Source organism: Nocardioides sp. LML1-1-1.1, assembly GCF_040676175.1.
In the GTDB taxonomy this organism is placed as follows: domain Bacteria; phylum Actinomycetota; class Actinomycetes; order Propionibacteriales; family Nocardioidaceae; genus Nocardioides.
Window position 1 is genome coordinate 335,190 of the sequence record NZ_JBEGHK010000005.1, and the last position, 16,893, is coordinate 352,082.

Sequence of the window (16,893 nt, forward strand, 5' to 3'; positions counted from 1 at the left end):
TGCCCTGCTAGCGCCGGAGACGCGCTCGGCCCAGAAAGCCTAGTCCCGGAGGATCAGGTGGACGGCCTTCTCCATGTGCGCCGCGGTCTCCGCGGCGGTGGAGCGACCGGTCACCCAGGCGACCAGCGCCGAGAGCCACACGTCGCCGATGACCCGAGCGATCGCGACGTCCTCGTCGGTGAGGGCGTCCTCGGCCGGCTCGCCGCCGTGCATGGCGTGGGTGACGATCGAGGTCATCGCCATGCCCACGACGTGGATCTCGTTGGCGACGCTGCTGTCGGCGAACATGAAGGCGCGGGTGAGCGCCTCGGTGAGCTTGGGGTCGCCCTGCATGCCGCGGGCCATCCGCTTGAGGACGTAGAGCACCCGGTCGGCCTGGTTGTCACCCGGGATCTCGCGCTCGTGCAGCCGCTTCGCGGCGTCGTCGAACTGGCGGCCGAGGGCGCTGACGAGCAGGTGGATCTTCGAGGGGAAGTACCGGTAGAGCGTGCCCAGTGCGACGTCGGCGTGCTCGGCGACCGCGCGCATCTGCACCGCGTCGAAGCCGCCGGACTTGGCGAGCTCGTAGGTCGCGTCGAGGATGCGCTTGCGGCGCTCCCGCTGCGCCGACGAGCCGAGGTCGTCGGACGTGGACGGGTTCGCGATGCTCACGGTGTGTCCCCCTGGAAGTGGTGTGACGAGACGGTCTGTTTCGGACCCAGTGGATAGGCTACCGGCAGGTAGCGCATAATTTGGAACACGTTCCACCACGTATTTCGTTTCGGCCCTGCTCCCCGGGAGCCAGACAGGGGAGGTACCACCATGCGGATCGCGATGTTGTCTTATCGCAGCAAGCCCCACGTGGGCGGGCAGGGGATCTACATCCGCCGCCTGACCCGCGAGCTCGCCGCCCTCGGCCACACGGTCGAGGTCTTCTCGGGCCAGCCCTACCCCGAGCTCGACGAGGGCGTCCGCCTCACCAAGGTGCCGAGCCTGGACCTCTACCGGCCGGGTGAGGAGTTCCGCAACCCGCGTCCGAGCGAGTTCCGCGACCTGGTGGACGTGGAGGAGTGGCTGACGATGCGCAGCGGCGCGTTCCCCGAGCCGCTGACGTTCAGCAAGCGCGTGGTCAAGCTGCTGCGGGCGCGTCGCGACGAGTTCGACATCGTCTTCGACAACCAGACCCTCGCGCTGCCGCTGCTGGACGTCGAGGACCGCGCGGACATCGGGCTGCCGCTCGCCGCCACGATCCACCACCCGATCACCATGGACCGCCGCATCGAGCTGGCCGCGGCGGTGTGGGCCAAGCGCAAGCCGCGCTCGAAGGTGCGCTTCGAGTTCCCGAAGATCGGCGTGTGGCGCTGGTACTCCTTCCTGGCCCAGCAGAAGCGCACCGCCCCCCGCCTGCGCCGGGTGATCGTGCCCTCGGAGTCCTCCAAGCGCGACGTGGTCCGCGAGTTCGGCGTCGACCCGGCGCGGATCGAGACCATCCTGCTCGGCGTCGACGACCGGTTCGTCCCGCCGAGCGAGCCGCGCGTTCCCGGCCGCATCCTCGCGATGGCCAGCGCCGACGCACCGCTCAAGGGCATCTCCGTGCTGCTGGAGGCCTTCGCCAAGCTGGTCGTCGAGCGCGACCTGGAGCTGGTGCTCGTCACCAAGCCCAAGGAGGGCGGGGTCACCGAGAAGCTCATCGACAAGCTGGGCATCGCCGACCGGGTCTCCTTCGCCAACGGGCTCACCGACGACGAGCTCGTCGCGCTGATGGGCTCGGCCGAGCTCGCCTGCGTGCCCTCGCTCTACGAGGGCTTCTCGCTCCCGACCGCCGAGCTGATGGCCTGCGAGACCCCGCTCGTGGTGTCCCGCGCCGGTGCCATCCCCGAGGTCGTCGGACCCGACGGCCTGTGTGCCGACGTGGTGGAGCCCGGTGACGTGGGCGCGCTGACGAAGGCCGTCGCCGCCCTGCTCGACGACCCGGTACGACGGGCCGAGATGGGCGCCGCCGGGCGCCGCCGGGTCAAGGAGCTGTTCAGCTGGAGCGCCGTCGCGGTGAGCACCGCGGCCGTGCTGGAGGACGTGATCGCCGACTACCAGGCGGAGCGCAAGGCCGAGGAGAACTGACATGCTGACCGTTGACTTCGACCGGCTGGGCCTGCAGCCCGGCGACCGGGTCCTCGACATGGGTGCCGGCGCCGGCCGGCACAGCTTCGAGATGTACCGCCGCGGTGCCGACGTGATCGCCTTCGACCTCGACGCCGAGGAGCTCGAGGGGGTGCGCAACCTCTTCGTCGCGATGAAGGAGGCCGGTGAGGTCCCCGAGGGCGCCGAGGCCGACGTCAAGCAGGGCGACGCGCTCGCGCTGCCCTTCGCCGACGGCGAGTTCGACCGGATCGTCTGCTCGGAAGTGCTGGAGCACATCCACGACGACGTCGCGGCGATCCGCGAGCTGATCCGGGTGCTGCGTCCCGGCGGCACGATGGCCGTCACGGTGCCCCGGTGGCTGCCCGAGGTCGTCAACTGGCGGCTGTCGGCCGACTACCACAACGCCGAGGGCGGCCACATCCGCATCTACACCGACCACGAGCTCGTCGACAAGGTCACCAAGGGCGGCCGCCTCAACGACGGCACGCCCGGTGAGGCGATGCTGTTCGAGGGCAAGTCCTACACGCACGGCCTGCACACGCCGTACTGGTGGATCAAGTGCGCCGTCGGCGTCGAGAACGACGACCACCCGCTCGCCAAGGCCTACCACAAGCTGCTGGTCTGGGAGATCATGAAGCAGCCCAAGGCGCTCCAGCTCGCCGGCAAGGTCCTCGACCCGACGATCGGCAAGAGCATGGTCCTGTACTTCCGGAAGCCGGAGGCCGCATGACCCGGGACACCACGCCCGAGGTCCCGCTCTCCCGCCTGCCGTACGTCGACGGCGTGCTGTCGGCCCAGCAGGTCGCCGACACGGCCGCCGCCATCGCGGCGATGCAGGAGCCGTGGGGAGCCGTCCCGTGGACCACGGGCGAGCACGTCGACATCTGGAACCACGTCGAGGCCGCGATGGCGATGCTCGTCGGCGGTCAGGTGGAGGCCGCCGAGCGCGCCTACGCCTGGATCCCGACGATGCAGCGCGCCGACGGCTCGTGGCCGATGAAGATCGTGGGCGGTGCCGCCGACGACGAGCGTGGCGAGGTCAACATGTCGGCGTACTTCGCGGTGGGGCTGTGGCACCACTGGCTGGTGCGCCGCGACATCCGCTTCGTCGAGCGCTACTGGCCCTCGGTGCGGGCCGGGCTCGACTTCGTCGTCTCGCTCCAGGACCCCTTCGGCGGCATCCGCTGGACGCCCGTCGACGACTTCTGCCTGCTCACCGGCAGCTCCTCGATCTACCACTCGCTGCGTGCCGGCGTCGCGCTCGCGGACCTGATGGACGACCCGCAGCCGGAGTGGGAGCTGGCCGGTGGCCGGCTCGGGCACGCCGTGCGCTCGCACCCGGAGGAGTTCGCGGACAAGTCGACCTACTCGATGGACTGGTACTACCCGGTCCTCGGCGGTCCGGTCCGCGGCGAGGCCGCGCGCGAGCTGCTGGCGAGGAGGTGGCCGGAGTTCGTCGTACCGGGGCTGGGGATCCACTGCGTCTCGACCAACCCGTGGGTGACCGGGGCGGAGACCTGCGAGCTGGCCATGGCGCTCGACGTCATCGGCGACACCCGCCGGGCGCTGGGGCTGCTGGGCGACATGCAGCACCTGCGCGAGGACGACGGCCGCTACTGGACCGGCTGGGTCTACGCCGACCCGACCCGGCCGGCGCCGGAGGGCGAGCCGCGCGACGTGCACTGGCCGCACGAGCACACGACGTACACCGCCGCCGCGGTGGTGCTCGCGGTCGACGCGCTGGGGGAGACCTACGGCCACGCGACCCCGGGCTCGGGGATCATGCGCGGCACCTCGCTGGCGCCGCACTTCGACGAGATCGCGCTGGAGTGCGGGTGCTCAGAGCAGCGGGTCTCCGGCCGCTCCTGAGGTCCGCCGCAGGACCCGGAGCGAGCCGACGGCCTCGACCTCGGTGAAGGCGCCGCTCGCGAGAGCGGGCAGGTAGATCAGCTCGTACGGCGGCCGGCCGCCGTCGGCGGGGTCGGGGAAGACGTCGTGGATGGCGAGGTAGCCGTCCGCGTCCACCCAGTGCGCCCACCCGGCGTAGTCGTCGCGGGCGGGCTGCTCGCCGTGGCCGCCGTCGATGAAGAGCAGCGACAGCGGGGTGCGCCAGTGCGCCGCGACGGTCGTGGACTGCCCGACGATCGCGACCACCTGCTCCTCCAGCCCGGCGCGGGCGATGTTCCTCCGGAACCGGCCGAGGGTGTCCATCAGGCCGAGCTCGGGGTCGACCACCGTGGGGTCGTGGTGCTCCCAGCCGGCCTGGTTCTCCTCCGAGCCGCGGTGGTGATCGACGGTGAAGACCGTGCCGCCCACCGCCCGGGCGGCGGCACCGAGGTAGATCGCGGACTTGCCGCAGTAGGTGCCGACCTCCAGCGCCGGGCCGAGCGGGAGACGTTCGCGTGCGATCCGGTGCAGCAGCGCGCCCTCGTCCTCGGGCATGAAGCCGTCGGCGCGGCGCGCGTGGTCCAGCAGGTCGGACGGCATGGTGTCGGTCACGCGGTCACTCTAGTAGAGTTAGAACGCGTTCTAGTTTCCAAGGAGTGCCGATGTCCCTCGGTATCAGCGACGACCAGGTCGAGCTCGCCGGCAGCCTGCGCAAGTGGGCGGCCAGCCTCGGGCCGGTCGAGGCCGTGCGCGCGGCCGAGGACGACGTCGACGCCGGGTTCGGCGAGGTCTGGGCGATGGCGGCGGAGATGGGGGTCGCCGCCATCGCCGTCCCCGAGGCGGGCGGCGGAGGTGGCGGCACGGTCCTCGACCAGGCCGTCGCCCTGGAGGCCTGCGCGCACGAGCTGGTGCCGGGCGGCCTCCTCGGCGCGGCCCTCGGCTCGCTGCTCACCGGACGAGCGGGGCGCTACGGCGTGCAGGTGCACCCCGGCGGCGTCGTCTGGGACGGCGGTACGGCGGACGAGCAGCTCCTGCTCGGCGAGGGCTCGGTGGTCGCCGAGCCGGGGGTGGACCTGAGCGCTCGGCACGGACGCTGCGCGGGGAGCGCGGGCGCGGTGGACGAGCGCCGGCGGTTGCTGGCCGTCACGCTGGCCGCCGCGGAGGCATCGGGCGTGGCCCGCTGGTGCTTGGAGACGGCGGTCGACTACGCGAAGGTGCGCGAGCAGTTCGGCCAGAGGATCGGCGCCTTCCAGGCGATCAAACACCTCTGCGCACAGATGCTGGAGACCGCCGAGTCGGTCACCGCCGCCGCCTGGGACGCGGCTGCCGCCGCGGACGCCGGCGACCCGGAGCAGTGGACCTTCGCGGCCGACGTCGCCCAGGCGACCTGCTTCGACGGGGCCGTCGAGGTCGCCAAGTCCTGCATCCAGGTGCTCGGCGGGATCGGGTTCACCTACGAGCACGACGCGCACCTCTACCTGCGCCGCGCGCTCACCCTGCGCGCCCTCGTCGGGTCCGCCGACGATGCCGCCGAGCGGATCACCGCTGCCGCCGTCGCCGGGGTCCGCCGTCGGGTCGACGTCGACCTCGAGGGCCGCGACGCGGCGGTCCGGCCCGGGGTCGCCGCGGAGGCGGCCCGGATCGGCGCGATGCCGGAGGTGGAGCGGCGCGCGGCGCTGGTGGAGGCGGGCTACCTGACGCCGCACTGGCCCGCGCCCTACGGGCTCGGCGCCGACCCCACCCTGCAGCTGGTCATCGACCAGGAGCTGGGCCGCGCGGGCGTCGTCCGCCCGGACCTGGTGATCGCCGGCTGGGCCGTGCCCACGATCCTCGCGCACGGCACCGACGCCCAGCGCGAGCGGTTCGTGCGGCCCTCGCTGCTCGGCGAGCTCACCTGGTGCCAGCTTTTCTCCGAGCCCGGCTCCGGCTCGGACCTCGCCTCGCTGCGCACCCGCGCCGTGCGGGTGGAGGGAGGCTGGTCCCTGAGCGGGCAGAAGGTGTGGACCTCGGTCGCCGAGCGCGCCGACTGGGGCATCTGCCTGGCCCGCACCGACCCCGACGCCCCGCAGCACAAGGGGATCACCTACTTCCTCGTCGACATGCGCGCGCCCGGCATCGAGGTGCGGCCGCTGCGCGAGATCACCGGCGAGGCGCTCTTCAACGAGGTCTTCCTCGACGAGGTCTTCGTGCCCGACGAGCACGTGGTCGCCGAGCCCGGCGACGGCTGGCGCCTGGCCCGCACCACCCTCGCCAACGAGCGGGTCGCGATGGCCTCGGCCCGCCTCACCAAGAGCGTCGAGCGCGCCGTCGAGCTCGCGGCCACCCGCGACCTCGGGCCCGTCGCCCGCGCCGCCATCGGGCACCAGGTCGCCCTCGCCACCGTCTGCGGACTCCTCGGCGTCCGGACGACCCTGCGCGCCCTCGGCGGGCACGGCCCCGGCGCGGAGTCCAGCGTGGCCAAGCTGCTCGGCGTCCGCAGCCGCCAGGACTCCTCCGAGCTGGTCGTCCGGCTCCAGGGGGACGAGCTGGCCATGCTCGGCGCGCTCGGCAAGTCGTCCGACGTACCGCTCGCGGCGGACGTGTGGGAGCAGCTCAACACCCGCTGCCTGTCGATCGCCGGCGGCACCACCCAGATCCTGCGCAATGTCGCCGCCGAGCGGATCCTGGGGCTGCCGCGCTAGCTGGCCTCGGGCAGGCGCCGCAGGATCTCGTCGAGCTTCACGCTGTGCTCGTCGAGCTTCCTGCTGTGGTCGTCGAGCTTCCTGCTGTGCTCCGCAAGGATGGCCGAGTGCTCGTCGAGCTTCGCGGTGTGGCTGTCGAGCTTCGCGGTGTGGCTGTCGAGCTTCGCGGTGTGGCTGTCGAGCTTGGCGCTGTGGCTGTCGAGCCTCGCGCCGTGCTCGTCGAGGATCCGGTCGAGCTTCTCGCCGTGCTGCGCGAGGATCTCGTAGATCGCCTCGATGTCGTTGGTGTTGCGCTCGACGCGGCGGCCGAGCTCGGGCTGTGGCGTGGTCATGGTCCCTCCGAGATGTGATGAGGGCTGCGACCTTACGTCGCCTCGGGCCCGTCCACCACCGGCTCCGGCGCGCCTGTGGACAACCGTTCGCGGCGCCACGAGCTCCAGTGCCAGTGCAGGAACCGGTCGGTCGCGCGGACCAGGTGCGCGGAGCGGATCGAGGGGAAGATGTCGAAGGCGTGCTGGGCGCCCGGCAGCTCGGCGTAGGTGACGGTGCGCTTCGAGCTCGCCCGCAGCGCCTGCACGAAGGCCCGGGCCTGGCCGGGGTCGACGAGGGTGTCGCGGGAGCCGTGGACGACGAAGAAGTCCGGGTCGTCCGGGGTGACCCGCAGCAGCGGCGAGGCCTGCTCGAAGACCTCCGGGGCGTCGGCGAAGCGCCGCTTCACGATCCGCGGGGCGAGGAAGGTGTCGCGCATCAGCTCCGCCGAGCGCAGCCCGCTCGCCCCGGCCCAGTCGTAGACGCCGTAGTAGGGCACGGCGACCTGCACGGAGGTGTCCGCGGACTCGAAGCCCGGCTGGAACTCGGGCGCGTTCGGCGTCACCGCCGCCAGGGCGGTGAGGTGCCCCCCGGCGGATCCGCCGGTGATCGCGACGTAGTCGGGGTCTCCGCCGTACTCGGCGATGTGCTCCTTGATCCAGGCGATCGCGGACTTCACGTCGACGATCTGGGCGGGCCAGGGGTCGCGCGGCGCGAGCCGGTAGTTGATCGCCACGCAGACCCAGCCCTTGGCGGCCATGTGCTGCATGAGGGGCAGGCCCTGCTGGTCCTTGTTGCCGATCGTCCAGCCGCCGCCGTGCACCTGCAGCAGCACCGGCGCCCCGGAGGCCGGGGTCGCCTCGGAGGTGTAGACGTCCAGCAGCCCCCGGCGTCCGTACGGCGCGAACGGGATGTCGCGGTGCACCTCGACGCCCGCGCGGCGGGCCGCCCGGCCGAAGGCGAACGGGTTCGCGATCCGCCGCCAGGGCGTGGCGAGGTCGGCGGGGGTGGGCTTGGCGTCGAGCTGCTCGACGTAGTCGACCCCCAGCCCCTCGACCAGCGCGTCCTCGGCGTCGCGCACGGCGGTGCGGCTCTGCGCGATCAGGTAGGCGAGCCCCGCGGAGCTCAGCCCGGCCAGCGCGAGGCCGCGCCAGTCGCGGCGCGATCCGCGCGTGTGCGCGAGGGCGTCGGCGGTGGTGAGACCGAGCAGGTGCGGCGCGAGCTCACCGGTGAGCCAGCCGGCGAAGAAGGCGGGGATGCCGGCCCGGAAGCCCGGCACCGGCCGGATGGCGTTGGCGGTCAGCGCGGCGGTGATGGCCTGGCGCCGTACGAATCCCATGGGGTGAGGATATCCGGCTCGTTGTGAGAGACTGAAACCTGTTCTAGTTTTCAGGGGGTCACGGATGGACCGGCTGTCAGGGCTCGATGCGAGCTTCCTCTACCTCGAGACGCCGGCGCAGCTGATGCACGTGTGCGCGGTGATGGTGCTCGACCCGGCGACGATGACCGCGCCGTACTCCTTCGCCGCGCTGCAGCAGCGGATCGGCGAGGCGGTCGGCGACGTCCCCGGCTTCACCCGCAAGATCCGGGGCGTGCCGCTCGGTCTCGACCACCCGATCTGGGTGCGCGACACCGGCTTCGACATCGAGCGCCACGTGCACCGCCTCGCGCTGCCGACGCCTGGCGGGTACGCCGAGCTGATGGAGCTGTGTGCCCACCTCGCCTCGCTGCCGCTCGACCGCTCGCGCCCGCTGTGGGAGATGTGGGTGGTCGAGGGCTACCAGCCCGAGGGCGAGGAGGAGGAGAAGGTCGTGGTCTTCGCCAAGATGCACCACGCCACGGTCGACGGTGTCTCCGGCGCCAACCTGATCTCCCACCTGTGCTCGATCGAGCCGGACGCCGCGCCGCTCGCGCCCAGCGAGCAGCGCCACCCGCGCGACCCCGGCCGTGGCGAGCTCCTCGGCCGTGCCGTCATCGGTACGGCGGCGCGACCGGTCACCCTCGTCAAGGTGCTCAAGCCCTCGGCGCAGCTGGTCACCAAGAGCATCGGCCGGGCCCGCCGGGGCACGGCGATGGCCGCGCCCTTCTCCGCCCCGCGCACCTCCTTCAACGGCACGATCACCTCGCACCGCTCGATCGCCATGGCCGACCTGGACCTGGAGGAGATCCGGCGGATCAAGAAGGCCACCGGGACCACGGTCAACGACGTGGTGCTCTCGGTCGCCGGGGGAGCGCTGCGGGCCTACCTGGAGGAGCGTGACGAGCTGCCGTCCTCCTCCCTGCTCGCCACGGTCCCGGTCAGCGTCCGGGACAGCTCGCGTCGTTCCGGTGGCGCGAACAAGGTCTCCGCGCTGTTCACCAAGCTCGGCACCGACATCGCCGACCCGGTCGCGCGACTGCGGATGCTGGCCGAGCGCAACCAGCACGCCAAGGAGCACCACAACGCGATCAGCGCCGACGCGCTGCAGGACTGGGCGGAGTTCGCCGCGCCCCGCACGTTCGGGCTCGCGGTGCGCACCTACGCCAACCTGCGCCTGGCCGAGCGCCACCCGGTGGTGCACAACCTGGTGATCTCGAACGTGCCCGGGCCGCCGATCCCGCTCTACTTCATGGGCGCGCGGATCGAGGCGCTGTGCCCGCTCGGCCCGGTGTTCCACGGGGCCGGGCTCAACGTCACGGTGATGTCGAACGCCGGGCAGATGCACGTCGGCGCGATCGCGTGCCGCGAGTCGATGCCGGACACCGACGCCCTGGTCCGGCACTTCCCGGCCGAGCTGGCCCGGCTCAGCGCGGCCGTCGACGGCTGAGGTCGCGTCGGCGGGCGTTGACGGTGGCGGCGGCCTCGACGAAGCGCGGCACGAACTTCTCCGCGCCGAGCACGCAGCCGGCGTGGCCGTCGTCGACCTCGTGGATGGTCGCGCCGGGGATCCCCCGGGCCAGCGCGACCTGCCGCGCGGTCGGGACCACCCGGTCGCGCATCATCACCACCACGGCGGTCGGTACGTCGATCCGGCCGATCCACGGTCGCGAGTGGTGCCGGCCCAGGGCTGCCAGCGCCTGCCCGACCGCCCACGGGCTCGTCGAGCGGAGCTCCCGCAGCGCCCACTCGTGGAGGTCGGTCGGCTCCAGCCCGCCCACCGCCGCCCGGGCCGCTCGCAGCGCGGTCCGGGAGCGGGAGACCCCGCGCAGGGCGAGCATCGAGGAGCCCATGCCGAGGAAGAAGCCGCGCTCGGCGGCGCTGAGCTGGAAGCGGTCGGTGGTCGCGCCGAGCACCAGCCCGGAGACGATCCCCGGGTGCTGGCGCCACACGCGCTGCGCCACGATCGAGCCCATCGAGTAGCCGCCCAGCACGACCTCGTCGAGCCCGAGCACGCCGACCAGGGCGGCCACGTCGTCGGCGCAGTCGACGAGGGAGAACTCCGGGCTCTGGATGCCCTGCCCGTGCCAGCGCTGGTCGAGGGTGATCACCCGGAACCGCCGGGCCAGCGGCTCGATCGTGGGGAACCAGGTGAGCAGCCCGGTGGTGCCGAGCGCGTGCAGCAGCACGATGGTGGGGGAGTCGGGGTGCGGGCCGGGGGTGTCGGTGACGTAGGTGCGCCCGCGGCCCGGGAGCTCGACCAGCCGCCCGACCGGGATCGAGGTCTCCGGCAGGGAGACCCGGCGGCGCGCGAGCGTGGCGAGTGAGACGGCCTGCATGCGGAGCAGACTAGAACACGTTACAGTTTCCTCGTGGATGCTGAGGCGATCAACGCAGTCCGCGCCGTCGTCGGCGAGGTGCTCGAGCGCGACCAGGACGCCAGGAGCTGGGCGGCCTGGGCGGCGGCCGGGCTGACCGCGCTGCCCGTCCCCGAGGAGCACGGCGGTGACGGGCTCGGTCTGACCGAGGTCGCCGTGCTGCTGCGCGAGGCCGGGCGCAAGGCCGTGCAGGTGCCGGCGTGGGAGACGCTGTGCTGCGGCGCGCTGACCCTGGCGTCGTACGGCACCGACGCCCAGCGCAAGGACCTGCTGCCCGGGATCGCCGCCGGCGAGGTCGTCGTGGTGCCGGCGCTCCGCGGCCGGGCGACCTACGACGGCGGGACGGTCTCCGGCCGCAAGCTCGCCGTGACCCACGCCGAGGGCGCGCACCGCTTCCTCGTCCTGGCCACCGCGGGCGACCACGAGGTCGCCGTGCTGGTCGACCCGGCGGACCCGGGTGTCACCCTCGCGCCGGCCAGCGCGTCCAGCGGCAGCCCGCAGCACACCCTCGTCCTCGACCACGTCCCTGCCGAGCCGCTGGAGGACGGCGCCGCCGAGCGGCTGGCCGACCTCGCCGCCGCCGGCCTCGCGGTCACCGCGGCCGGAGTGCTCGCCGGTGCTCGCGACCTGACGGCGGACTACGTCAAGGGGCGCCGCCAGTTCGGCCGCGCGCTCGCGGAGTTCCAGGCGGTCTCCCTGCAGATGGCCGACGTGTACGTCGCCTCGCGCACCCTCGACCTCGCCGCCGACAACGCCGTGTGGCGGGTCGCGGAGGGGCTGCCCGCCGCCGACGACCTGGCCGTCGCCGGCTACTGGGCCAGCCAGGTCGCCCCCTACGCCTTCCGCACCTGCCACCACCTGCACGGCGGCATGGGCGTGGACATCACCTACCCCCTGGTCGGCTACACCACGTGGGGCACCGACCTCGCGCACGCGCTCGACACCACCGCCGCCCAGGTGCTCGTCGAGGACCCGGCGGCCAAGAACCTCGAGCTGACCGAGGCCCAGCGTGCGCTCAAGGCCGAGGTCCGGGCCTACTTCGCCGGGCTCGGCCACGACGAGCCCGCCGACCCCGGCCCGGACGGCGCGTGGGACCGGCACGGTCCGTCGTACCAGCGGTTGATCCGGCAGCTCGGCACCGACGGCTGGATGGGTGTCGGCTGGCCGAAGGAGTACGGCGGCCACGGGCTCGGCGAGATCGAGCAGACCATCTTCGCCAACGAGGCGCAGTACGCCGACGTGCACCTGCCCGCCGTCACGCTGCAGACCGTCGGCCCGACGCTGATCAGGTACGGCACCGAGAAGCAGAAGGCGCTCTTCCTGGAGCGCATCCTGCGGGGTGACGTGCACTTCGCCATCGGCTACTCCGAGCCGGACGCCGGCACCGACCTGGCCTCGCTGCGCACGACCGCGCGGCGCGACGGCGACCACTACGTCGTGAACGGGCAGAAGCTGTGGACCACCGGCGGCCACCAGGCCGACTACCTGTGGCTGGCCGTGCGCACCGATCCGGACGCGCCCAAGCACAAGGGGATCTCGATCCTCATCGTCGACACCAGCGACCCGGGCTACTCCTGGACCCCGATCATCACCGCGGACGGCTCGCACCACGTCAACGCGACGTACTTCAACGACGTCCGGGTGCCGGTCGACATGCTCGTCGGCGAGGAGAACCAGGGCTGGAAGCTGATCACCACCCAGCTCAACCACGAGCGGGTCATGCTCGGACCGGCCGGCCGGATCGAGGGCCTGCGCGACCGCGTGGTGCGCTGGGCCGACGCGGCGGAGGTCTCCGACGAGCCGGACGTGCGCGACCTGCTCGGCAAGACCACCGCGGTCTTCCGGGTCAACGAGCTGCTCAACTGGGAGGTCGCCCGCGCCGCGGCGTCCGGGGAGCTGAAGGTCGCCGACGCGTCCTCCTCGAAGGTGTTCGCCGCCGACCAGGTCCAGCACCTGCTCGCCGACCTGGTCTCGCTCGTGCACCGCCACGGCGACGCCGCGGAGCCGGAGACCAAGGCGCTGCTCGACTACCTGGATGCCCAGGCCAAGCGGAACCTGGTGATCACCTTCGGCGGTGGCGTCCAGGAGGTCCAGCGCGAGCTGATCTCGATGTTCGGCCTCGGCCTGCCGCGGGTGCCCCGATGAGCGCCGCCGGCCAGCAGGAGCTCGTCGACCCGGCCGTCCACGAGCAGGTGATGTCCGAGGCGGAGCGGATCAAGGCGTGGGGCGAGGCCGCCGAGCGGACCGCCCGCGACGAGGTCAACCAGCCGACGATCAACAACTGGCTCGAGGCGATGGGCCTCGACAATCCGCGCTTCCAGCAGGGCGAGGCGCCACCGTCGATGGCGCAGGTCTGGACGATGTACGGCCTCGGCGGCAAGCCGTCCGAGGACGACCCGCTGCACGCGATGATGCGCGCGCTGACCGAGGCGGGCTTCACCGCCGTGCTCGGCACCAACTGCGAGCAGTCCTACGACCGCTACCTGCGGGTGGGGGAGCGGGTCCGGGTCACCACCGCGCTCGACTCGGTGGCCGGGCCGAAGGCCACCGGGATGGGCGTCGGCTACTTCGTCACCTCCCGCAACACCTGGTACGTCGACCACCCGGACGGGCGCGCCGAGCGGGTCGCGACGATGCTGTTCCGCGTCCTCAAGTTCGTCCCGCGGGCCAAGCAGGCGCAGGCATGAGCGGCCCGGTGCGACCGGTCGTCAACCGCGACAACGCCTACTTCTTCGAGGGCACCCGCGCCCAGGAGCTGCGCATCCAGAGGTGCAACGCCTGCGGCGTGCTCCGCCACCCGCCCGGCCCCGCGTGCCCGGACTGCGGTGCCTTCGACCGCGGCTTCGTGGTCGCGGCCGGCGAGGGCACCGTGTTCTCCTACCTGGTCCACCACGCGCCGCAGGTGCCCGGCAAGGAGCTGCCGCTCGTGATCGCGCTCGTCGACCTCGACGAGGGCGTGCGGATGGTGGCCGAGGTGACCGGCCCTGTCGAGATCGGCGACCGGCTGCGGGTCGGCTGGAACGTCGTCGACGACGACCTGACCCTCCCGATCTGGACGAAGGTGGAGCGATGAGCACCCCGCTGAACGTCGGCGACCGGCTCCCCGGCTGGAGCCTCCCGATCACCCCGACCCTGGTGGTCTCGACCGCGATCGCGACCCGCGACTTCCAGGACGTCCACCACGACCGCGACATCGCCCAGGCGGCCGGCTCGAAGGACATCTTCGTCAACATCCTCACCTCCACGGCGCTGTGCGAGCGCTACGTCACCGACTGGGCGGGACCCGACGTGCAGATCCGCGGCATCGCGATCCGGCTCGGCGCGCCGGCGTACCCCTACGACACGTTCACCTTCACCGGCGAGGTCGTCGAGGTCACCGACGGCGAGGCGACCATCAAGGTGGTCGGCGCGGTGTCGCTGGGCGACCACGTCATCGGCACGGTGAAGGTGGCCGCCCGATGAGCGAGCGGACCCTCTCCGGCAAGGCCGCCATCGCCGGGATCGGTGCCACCGAGTTCTCCAAGGCCTCCGGTCGCTCGGAGCTGCAGCTCTCCGTCGAGGCTGTGCGGCACGCCCTCGCCGACTGTGGGCTCACCCCCGCCGACGTCGACGGCCTGGTCACCTTCACGATGGACACCTCCTCGGAGATCGCGGTCGCGCGCGAGCTGGGCATCCCCGAGCTGCGCTTCTTCAGCCGGATCAACTACGGCGGCGGCGCGGCCTGCGCCACCGTCCAGCAGGCTGCGATGGCCGTCGCCACCGGCGTCGCCGACGTCGTCGTCGCCTACCGCGGCTTCAACGAGCGCTCCGGCGACCGCTTCGGCCAGGTCTCCGCGTGGGCGGCCCAGCAGGTCAACACCAACGGCCTCGACAACGCCTGGACCTACCCGCTCGGCCTGTCCACGCCCGCGGCCACCGTCGCGATGCAGGCCCGTCGCTACATGCACGAGTACGGCGCCACCTCGGCCGACTTCGGCGCGGTCGCCGTCGCGGACCGCCGCCACGCCGCCACCAACCCGGCCGCCTTCTTCCACGGCAAGCCGATCACGCTGGAGGACCACCAGTCCTCGCGGATGATCGCCGACCCATTGCACCTGCTCGACTGCTGCCAGGAGTCCGACGGCGCGGTCGCACTCGTCGTCGTGTCCGCCGAGCGGGCCCGCGACCTGGCCCAGCGCCCGGCGTACGTCGCCGCCGCGGCGCAGGGCTCCGGACGCGACCAGTTCGTGATGACGTCCTACTACCGCGACGACATCGGCATCCCCGAGATGGGCGTCGTGGGCCGCGAGCTGTGGCGCCAGTCCGGGCTCACCCCCGCCGACATGCCGATGGCGATCCTCTACGACCACTTCACGCCGTACGTCCTCATGCAGCTGGAGGAGCTCGGCTTCTGCGGCCGCGGCGAGGCCAAGGACTTCGTCAGGGACGGCGCGATCGAGGTCGGCGGGCGGCTCCCGGTCAACACCCACGGCGGCCAGCTCGGTGAGGCCTACATCCACGGCATGAACGGCATCGCCGAGGCGGTCCGCCAGGTGCGCGGTACGTCGGTCAACCCGGTCCCGGACGTGGCGAACGTCCTGGTCACCGCGGGCACGGGTGTGCCGACGAGCGGACTGATCCTCAGCGCGTGACGTGCGGCTCGCCCGGCACGTGGTAAAGCCGGCCCTCCTGCGCCTTGACCGACGCGACCAGCACGAAGCTCATCGTCACCAGCAGCGCCCAGGCGCCGAGCTTGGAGGTGTGCACGACCTCCCACACCTCGACCTGGCCCGGATAGCGCCAGGCGTTCAGCAGGGTCGCCAGGTTCTCGGCGAGCCAGAGGAAGAAGCCGATCAGCAGGAACGACAGGGCCAGCGGCATCCGGTAGCGGGCGTCCCCGACAGTGAAGTGCACGGCGCAGCGGCGCAGGACCCACAGACCCGCCACCGCGAGCGGGAGCCGCAGGTCGGCGATCGCGTGGTGGGTGAAGAAGTTGGCGTAGATCCCGATCGCCACCACGGTCGCCGGCAGTGCGGGGTAGTGCGAGACCCGGAGGTCGAAGCGCCGCCAGGCCTGGCAGATGTAGGAGCCGACGGCGGCGTACATGAAGCCCGAGAACAGCGGGACCCCGCCGATCACCGACCACGCCTCGCCCGGGTAGACCCAGGATCCGACGTGCACCTTGAACAGCTCCAGGCCGAAGCCGAGGGCGTGGAAGGCGAAGATGACCAGCACCTCGCGCCAGGTCTCCAGGCCGGCGGCCCAGAAGCCGAGCGTCAGCAGCACGCACCACACCAGCAGGGCGTCGTACCGCGCCACCGGGAGCGGTACGACGAAGGCCACCGCCAGGCCGAGGAAGACCCCGATCGCGAAGGCGCACGACTGCAGCTCCAGCCAGCCGAAGCGCACCAGCTGAACGAGGAACCGGCGCACCGGCGGCTACTCGGCCCAGATGTTGTCGTGCTCGGCCATGAACGCGTCGTACTCCTCCGGCGTCCACTGCTCGCCCCGCGCCAGCCGGTCGAGCCCCTCGAAGTAGGCCTCACGGGGCGCGCCGGGGGAGAAGTGCAGCAGCATCGATGCCGTCGCGCCCGACTCGTTGCGGAAGCCGTGCAGCCCGCCGGGCGGGACGTGCACGAAGTCGCCCGAGCGGGTGGTGATCCACTCCTCGCCGTTGTGGATGCGGATCTCCCCGTCGAGGACGTAGAAGGACTCCGCGATCGTGCGGTGGAAGTGCGGGTCGGGACCGCTCACCGCCTCGGAGAACTCCCAGCGATAGAGCCCGAACAGGCCGCCGGTCGCCTCACCGCGGGCGAGGTAGTGGACGCGGTTGCCGTTGGGGTAGACGAGGTCGGCCGCGGTGTCGCCCGGACGTGCCCACGCCGAGACCTCGCCGTCGCCGTCGTACAGGGGCGGGGGATAGGACATGGGGTCACCGTACGACGGTGCGCCTCACTCCGGGTCCGAGCGCGATCCGGCCCCGAGCCCGATGCCGACGGCGATGCCGAGCAGCACCCCGAGGATCAGCAGCACGAACTGGTCGGTGGCGAACCACAGCAGGACGCCGGAGAGGCATCCCAGTCCGAGCCACGTCCAGTTCATCCTCCGACGGTAGCCCGCAGGTCCACGTGACCGGGCCCACACGCGGGATCGCGCAGGACTGTGGGACGATGGCGAGAAGAGC

General features: G+C 72.3%; 18 protein-coding genes. 10 read left to right on the top strand and 8 right to left on the bottom strand.

Features of this window, described 5'->3' with window-relative positions:
- Positions 1–39: 39 nt before the first annotated feature.
- Positions 40–651: a TetR family transcriptional regulator gene (locus tag MRBLML1_RS18885; RefSeq protein ID WP_364518854.1), complete on the bottom strand. Its 612-nt coding sequence runs from the start codon at positions 649–651 to the stop codon at positions 40–42.
- A 150-nt stretch (positions 652–801) separates the two neighbouring features.
- On the opposite strand from MRBLML1_RS18885, the gene MRBLML1_RS18890 reads away from it, so the two are divergent.
- The 3 genes from MRBLML1_RS18890 to MRBLML1_RS18900 are packed head-to-tail and all read left to right on the top strand — an operon-like array spanning position 802 to position 3,987.
- A complete protein-coding gene (locus MRBLML1_RS18890) occupies positions 802–2,097 on the top strand; it encodes a glycosyltransferase family 4 protein (protein ID WP_364518856.1) in 1,296 nt (431 codons plus the stop codon).
- Between the two features lies 1 nt (position 2,098).
- Positions 2,099–2,848, top strand: a complete 750-nt coding sequence (locus tag MRBLML1_RS18895; protein ID WP_364518859.1) for a class I SAM-dependent methyltransferase — start codon at positions 2,099–2,101, stop codon at positions 2,846–2,848.
- On the top strand, positions 2,845–3,987 hold the full coding sequence (locus MRBLML1_RS18900) for a prenyltransferase (protein ID WP_364518861.1): 1,143 nt from the start codon (positions 2,845–2,847) through the stop codon (positions 3,985–3,987). Before MRBLML1_RS18895 ends, MRBLML1_RS18900 begins: the two co-directional genes overlap by 4 nt.
- Here MRBLML1_RS18900 and MRBLML1_RS18905 read toward each other — a convergent pair.
- Positions 3,958–4,617, bottom strand: a complete 660-nt coding sequence (locus MRBLML1_RS18905) for a class I SAM-dependent methyltransferase (RefSeq protein WP_364518863.1) — start codon at positions 4,615–4,617, stop codon at positions 3,958–3,960. The genes MRBLML1_RS18900 and MRBLML1_RS18905 overlap by 30 nt on opposite strands.
- A 50-nt stretch (positions 4,618–4,667) precedes the next feature.
- Between MRBLML1_RS18905 and MRBLML1_RS18910 the strand changes: the two genes are divergently transcribed.
- Entirely contained in the window at positions 4,668–6,686 is a 2,019-nt protein-coding gene (locus tag MRBLML1_RS18910; RefSeq protein ID WP_364518865.1) for an acyl-CoA dehydrogenase family protein, read from the top strand.
- Here the strand turns inward: MRBLML1_RS18910 and MRBLML1_RS18915 are convergent.
- Together MRBLML1_RS18915 and MRBLML1_RS18920 are read right to left on the bottom strand one after the other, a co-directional pair.
- On the bottom strand, positions 6,683–7,018 hold the full coding sequence (locus MRBLML1_RS18915) for a hypothetical protein (protein WP_364518867.1): 336 nt from the start codon (positions 7,016–7,018) through the stop codon (positions 6,683–6,685). The two genes, MRBLML1_RS18910 and MRBLML1_RS18915, sit on opposite strands and share 4 nt — an antisense overlap.
- Positions 7,019–7,050: 32 nt before the next feature.
- Complete coding sequence (locus MRBLML1_RS18920; RefSeq protein WP_364518869.1) at positions 7,051–8,334, bottom strand: alpha/beta hydrolase; 1,284 nt, start codon at positions 8,332–8,334, stop codon at positions 7,051–7,053.
- A gap of 64 nt (positions 8,335–8,398) precedes the next feature.
- Between MRBLML1_RS18920 and MRBLML1_RS18925 the strand changes: the two genes are divergently transcribed.
- Positions 8,399–9,802 (top strand): WS/DGAT/MGAT family O-acyltransferase, encoded by a 1,404-nt coding sequence (locus MRBLML1_RS18925; protein WP_364518871.1) that lies wholly within the window; start codon positions 8,399–8,401, stop codon positions 9,800–9,802.
- On the opposite strand, the gene MRBLML1_RS18930 is transcribed toward MRBLML1_RS18925, so the two are convergent.
- Positions 9,780–10,691, bottom strand: a complete 912-nt coding sequence (locus MRBLML1_RS18930) for an alpha/beta fold hydrolase (protein WP_364518873.1) — start codon at positions 10,689–10,691, stop codon at positions 9,780–9,782. The genes MRBLML1_RS18925 and MRBLML1_RS18930 overlap by 23 nt on opposite strands.
- 33 nt (positions 10,692–10,724) lie before the next feature.
- On the opposite strand from MRBLML1_RS18930, the gene MRBLML1_RS18935 reads away from it, so the two are divergent.
- The 5 genes from MRBLML1_RS18935 to MRBLML1_RS18955 are packed head-to-tail and all read left to right on the top strand — an operon-like array spanning position 10,725 to position 15,361.
- Positions 10,725–12,875, top strand: a complete 2,151-nt coding sequence (locus tag MRBLML1_RS18935; protein ID WP_364518876.1) for an acyl-CoA dehydrogenase — start codon at positions 10,725–10,727, stop codon at positions 12,873–12,875.
- The gene (locus MRBLML1_RS18940) at positions 12,872–13,417 is read left to right on the top strand and encodes an FAS1-like dehydratase domain-containing protein (protein ID WP_364518878.1); all 546 of its coding nucleotides are present in this window, start codon (positions 12,872–12,874) and stop codon (positions 13,415–13,417) included. The genes MRBLML1_RS18935 and MRBLML1_RS18940 overlap by 4 nt, the downstream gene beginning before the upstream one ends.
- Positions 13,414–13,803, top strand: coding sequence for a Zn-ribbon domain-containing OB-fold protein (locus MRBLML1_RS18945; protein ID WP_364518880.1), 390 nt, complete (start codon positions 13,414–13,416; stop codon positions 13,801–13,803). Before MRBLML1_RS18940 ends, MRBLML1_RS18945 begins: the two co-directional genes overlap by 4 nt.
- Complete coding sequence (locus MRBLML1_RS18950) at positions 13,800–14,192, top strand: MaoC family dehydratase (RefSeq protein ID WP_364518882.1); 393 nt, start codon at positions 13,800–13,802, stop codon at positions 14,190–14,192. Before MRBLML1_RS18945 ends, MRBLML1_RS18950 begins: the two co-directional genes overlap by 4 nt.
- Positions 14,189–15,361: a lipid-transfer protein gene (locus MRBLML1_RS18955; RefSeq protein WP_364518884.1), complete on the top strand. Its 1,173-nt coding sequence runs from the start codon at positions 14,189–14,191 to the stop codon at positions 15,359–15,361. Before MRBLML1_RS18950 ends, MRBLML1_RS18955 begins: the two co-directional genes overlap by 4 nt.
- Here the strand turns inward: MRBLML1_RS18955 and MRBLML1_RS18960 are convergent.
- The 3 genes from MRBLML1_RS18960 to MRBLML1_RS18970 are packed head-to-tail and all read right to left on the bottom strand — an operon-like array spanning position 15,351 to position 16,811.
- On the bottom strand, positions 15,351–16,142 hold the full coding sequence (locus MRBLML1_RS18960) for a DUF817 domain-containing protein (protein ID WP_364518886.1): 792 nt from the start codon (positions 16,140–16,142) through the stop codon (positions 15,351–15,353). The two genes, MRBLML1_RS18955 and MRBLML1_RS18960, sit on opposite strands and share 11 nt — an antisense overlap.
- A gap of 6 nt (positions 16,143–16,148) precedes the next feature.
- Complete coding sequence (locus tag MRBLML1_RS18965) at positions 16,149–16,637, bottom strand: cupin domain-containing protein (protein WP_364518888.1); 489 nt, start codon at positions 16,635–16,637, stop codon at positions 16,149–16,151.
- 24 nt (positions 16,638–16,661) lie between these two features.
- A complete protein-coding gene (locus MRBLML1_RS18970; protein ID WP_364518890.1) occupies positions 16,662–16,811 on the bottom strand; it encodes a hypothetical protein in 150 nt (49 codons plus the stop codon).
- Positions 16,812–16,893 lie beyond the last annotated feature (82 nt).